Origin of the sequence: Floridaenema aerugineum BLCC-F46 (assembly GCF_041929345.1) — a bacterium.
Classification (GTDB): domain Bacteria; phylum Cyanobacteriota; class Cyanobacteriia; order Cyanobacteriales; family Aerosakkonemataceae; genus Floridanema; species Floridanema aerugineum.
Window position 1 is genome coordinate 1 of the sequence record NZ_JBHFNQ010000261.1, and the last position, 4,136, is coordinate 4,136.

5 protein-coding genes and 1 tRNA gene are annotated in these 4,136 nt (G+C 38.2%); 5 read left to right on the forward strand and 1 reads right to left on the reverse strand.

The window, feature by feature from the left end; translation table 11 throughout:
• The first annotated feature begins 314 nt into the window (after window positions 1–314).
• Window positions 315–405: transfer RNA gene (locus ACE1CC_RS35785), tRNA-Val, on the forward strand.
• A gap of 133 nt (window positions 406–538) precedes the next feature.
• Here ACE1CC_RS35785 and ACE1CC_RS35790 read toward each other — a convergent pair.
• A complete protein-coding gene (locus tag ACE1CC_RS35790; RefSeq protein ID WP_413275200.1) occupies window positions 539–679 on the reverse strand; it encodes a hypothetical protein in 141 nt (46 codons plus the stop codon).
• Between the two features lie 457 nt (window positions 680–1,136).
• Here ACE1CC_RS35790 and ACE1CC_RS35795 point away from each other — a divergent pair, with 457 nt between their 5' ends.
• From ACE1CC_RS35795 to ACE1CC_RS35810, 4 genes are all read left to right on the forward strand, one after another.
• Complete coding sequence (locus ACE1CC_RS35795) at window positions 1,137–1,472, forward strand: DUF4870 domain-containing protein (protein WP_413275201.1); 336 nt, start codon at window positions 1,137–1,139, stop codon at window positions 1,470–1,472.
• 129 nt (window positions 1,473–1,601) lie between these two features.
• On the forward strand, window positions 1,602–2,621 hold the full coding sequence (locus ACE1CC_RS35800) for a VOC family protein (protein ID WP_413275202.1): 1,020 nt from the start codon (window positions 1,602–1,604) through the stop codon (window positions 2,619–2,621).
• Window positions 2,622–2,644: 23 nt separating this feature from the next.
• A complete protein-coding gene (locus ACE1CC_RS35805) occupies window positions 2,645–3,751 on the forward strand; it encodes a sensor histidine kinase (protein ID WP_413275203.1) in 1,107 nt (368 codons plus the stop codon).
• A 199-nt stretch (window positions 3,752–3,950) separates the two neighbouring features.
• Window positions 3,951–4,136 (forward strand): hypothetical protein (locus ACE1CC_RS35810; RefSeq protein WP_413275204.1); only part of this gene is annotated, 186 nt, incomplete at its 3' end.

Sequence of the window (4,136 nt, forward strand, 5' to 3'; positions counted from 1 at the left end):
CGGGAATTACTTCAAAGGAGACAGATTCTTGATTTGTCCCAAGGGTAAATACAATAACTGTTATCTTTATTTACTTTTGGTTGTACCGTTTTGGGTAGATAAAAATAGCTCATATCATCAGAGGAAATTAAATGCCATTAAGTCCAGGTTCCCCAGTCTCCCGTTTGTGTCTTAAAAACGATCGCCTTTTGGCTGCTGAAAATGCGATTGCTATTTATTTGGATCGACGATCGCATTTTTAGGTTGGGTAACGAGAGATTAAGCTTTTTAATGGGTGTGGTACAAAATTTGGCACAATTGTGAAATATGCAGAATTACTGCAAACCTTAGTGGATAGCCATTTTAGCAATATGAGCGGCTTGCCTTACAAGCAAGATGTCACTGGTTCGAGTCCAGTACTGCCCATACAATACATGAAAAAGTGGTACGGATTGGTACGTTTCGACGTACCACTTTTTTTTAGTCCGCGAAGGCGGACTTCTTTTGTGTAGATGCGGTTTCAACCGCCCAATCTTCTCACAGGTTTTTAATGTGGATATTAGCGATCGCAATTCTCCCACAAATCCCAAATTAATATGCAGACTTGCAAAACCGTGCAAAAACTCGGATCGATAAATCCGATAATTGTTGTGACAAGAAAGATGATAATACACCGGATTTGTTTTTGATTTGGTTTCATTTTGATTCAACCTGTTTGATGTTCTAAATTCATCAAACAGGGTTAATAAATGCGTTGGAAACTAACAAATGTATGCGTTTATATAACTTGTGTATAACTTTTGGTATGCGAATATTTTGGGTTAGACGGATCGGATATAAATTTTGTAGGGGCGAAGCATTCGGGCGACAATTTATGAAACTCAACCCAAATCTAACTTTCCGAATGCTTCGCCCTGCCTTGGCGCGAGATTGTAGTGGAGGAGGGCGAAGCATTTGGAACGAAGATTTTTAGTAACTTGCAAAATTTATCGCCCAAATGCTTCGCCCCTACTAAACCGCCCAAACAATGCCAAAATATAACTAATACGCTGAAAATCTGGTTATGGCGCGATCGCTAATTTTAACGTTGGATAACAAAAAAAGAATTAGATACTCTATGATCGGTAATAGGTAAAAATTAACTCTGAGGATGGTTTATGAAGAACAAGGAGCAGAGAAAAATTTTATCGCTTCTCTGTCATGGCTCGGTGTTTTTCAGTTTTCTAATTGTGTCAATTGCTATACCAATTGCCGTTTTGTTACTCTATGAAGATCCCATTGTGCTAGAGAATGCGAAAGAATCTCTGAATTTACACATAAATCTTTATGGGTGTGCGATCGCATTTTTCTTCCTAGTTTTTATTTTAATTGGTATTCCTCTGTTATTTCTGTTAGCGATCGCCAGTTTCGTCATGCCCATTATTGCTATAATAAAAGTTTACCGTAATCCCCAACGTCCCTATTACTATCCATTTATTATTCGTTTAGTGTAGGGACACGGCATCATAAATATTATCTATAATCCACAAAAATTAATTATGCCCTGTCCCTACTATAGATTTATGAACCTTCGGCAAGTAGAATATTTAACAACAAATCAGTAGCAAAAATTGGCGCTGTTTATGGAAACATCTCCCAAAATTGGTGGAATTTATGAGGTATGTATTGGAGTAGAGGATGCTATGCCTCTAATTCAATATTGGGGACAATTTGGTTACACTATAGGACAAACCGGAGAATTGTCACCAGAGAAAGTTTATAACCTATATGGTGTTAATTCTGGATTACGTTCCTTTCGCTTATTTCATCAAGATGCAGATCACGGTTTAGTGCGTTTAATGCAGTGGGAAAACCCGACAAATGAAGGGTTAAAATTAACTTCAATGAAGATGAAAGGCACTCGTTGGACAACTACATTAACTGCTGATGTAATGAATATTTTAAATCATGCTGAAGAGGCAGCAAAGGCAGGTTTACCAATTAAATATACCTTTCCTTATTGGGAAATCATTTATAACAAAGATAGACAAATTCGCCCTTTTATCGATCCACCTGTCGGAGTTAGAGAAATGCTGTTACTGCAACCTTTAACCCGACAAGTTTTGTTTCAACGTTTCAATTATTCTTTGCCAGATTACGGTAAGATTAACGAAAATTCGGCTTTCAAAGCTAGTCAAATTACTCATTTGGGAATAATTCTTCAGGATGATAGTAAAGAAACTCTACGTTTTTATGAAGAAACATTGGGTTTGTTGCGGGTAAGAGATGATGTGGAAACTAGTTATGAAAGTTCGGAGGCGGGAAGAGTTTTTTTTGATTTGCAACCGCAAGAAAAGTTTATAGTTACAGCTTTTGACGATCCTCGTTCTTCTACTACTGATTTTAAAGCGGCGCGTTCTGGTAGACTTTATATAGTTCGGTTTCCAGAATCTATGAGTTTGGGGAGTTGTTTTGAACAAGCACAACCAGGATGTTTAGGAATGTCATTATACACTTATCGAGTGAGTGATATTGAAGAGTATTTTCAACGAATTAAAGAAAGTAATGTGAAAAGATTTTCGGAAATAGAAGTTAATGAATTTGGGGAAAAAAGCTTTTCTTTTGTTGCGCCAGATGGTTATTTTTGGACTTTGCTATCTTGACTTATGGGGAGAATTAAATAACGATGTCTAACCAAGTTTCTGACCGCCTGAAGCAAAATGCTCTAAGAATTATGCAGATATGGGAGAAGCGGGCGCGTGATCTAGTTGGAGCATCAATACATCACGAGTCCCTTGTGTTGCAAAATTCGCTTCCTTTGTATTTAAACCAACTAGTAGATGAACTCTCAACCGAGATTGACAGGACAGCTGCGAGAATAGAAACTGATCGAGTAGAGAGCATTCGCATTGGCAAGCAACATGGGCGTGAGCGGGCGGGGTATGCCGACTACTCTATAAGTGAACTCATCTTTGAGTACCATATCCTGCGTCAGGTGATCTTTGAGGTTTTAGAGGAAGAAGCGCCTTTAGAAGTGAGGGAACGAGACATCATTATCAACTCGATTGAGCAAGTAGTTAATGACGCTGCTACTCAATTTTCCCAGACGCTACGAGATATTCAAGAACTATTTATGGTGACGCTGACGCACGATCTCAGAGGTTCAATTAATACTATAAAATTGGGAACTCAACTGATTTTGCGTCGGCTGGAACGAGGAGATTCTCATGTGGAAGTGGCGGCGAGAATGATTAGTGCGATCGATCGCATGGATTCGATGATTCAAAATTTACTTGATGCAAGTCGGCTGCGGGCAGGGCAAAGCTTAAAACTGGAATTTGCGGAATGCGATTTAGACAGGCTTATTCAAGATTTAGTAGAGGATTTGAGATTCACTTATGGAGAACGGTTTATCATCGTTTCGGATTCTCCTGTGAGAATCTATTGCAGCCATAAAGAAATTCGGCGGGTAATTGAAAATTTAGCGATTAACGCTGTGAAGTATGGTACTCCTAATACACCGATTACACTCGCGATCGAGCAAACTAAAACACACATCAATCTTACTGTTCATAATGAAGGAAATCCGATCGCTCCAGATGCTCAATCTATTCTATTTCAACAATTTCGTCGCACTATTTCTGCTAACGAACAAACAGGATGGGGATTAGGATTATTTTTGGCTAAACGTATTACTGAAGCACATCAAGGAACGATTGAAGTTGAAAGTACGGAAGCCAAGGGGACGAGCTTTATTATCAAATTACCAAAAGTTCCTTTTAAAGGGCATTAGCGTTTATATTCCCAAAAACCAGATAATAAATTTATTCTGCTTCGAGAATCGGAATTTTCTCCTAAATGCTTTGCGCCAGATGGTTATTTTTTAACACTGTATTTGAATTTTAAGTAGGTGTAAATAAATAAAGAGATAATAGTTCTTTAAGAATGGGGCGGGGGGGGGGGGGAACCCCCCCAACAAAAAAAAAAAAAAAATGGTTGTGGTAGAGAAAAGCCAAAAAAATTATTATAATTATTTAAAAAAAAAAAAAAAAAAAAAAATAAATAATTTTTTTTTTTTTTTTATTTTAATATTATCAATTTTTTCGTGTCTTAACACCAAAATCAATCCCCGCGGGGGGGTTGGGGGGGGCGCCCCCCCCCCCCCCCCCCCCCATTCC

Coding starts and splice junctions, on each gene's coding strand:
- ACE1CC_RS35790 (WP_413275200.1), bottom strand. CDS start 679: ATGAAACCAAATCAAAAACAAATCCGGTGTATTATCATCTTTCTTGTC.
- ACE1CC_RS35795 (WP_413275201.1), top strand. CDS start 1,137: ATGAAGAACAAGGAGCAGAGAAAAATTTTATCGCTTCTCTGTCATGGC.
- ACE1CC_RS35800 (WP_413275202.1), top strand. CDS start 1,602: ATGGAAACATCTCCCAAAATTGGTGGAATTTATGAGGTATGTATTGGA.
- ACE1CC_RS35805 (WP_413275203.1), top strand. CDS start 2,645: ATGTCTAACCAAGTTTCTGACCGCCTGAAGCAAAATGCTCTAAGAATT.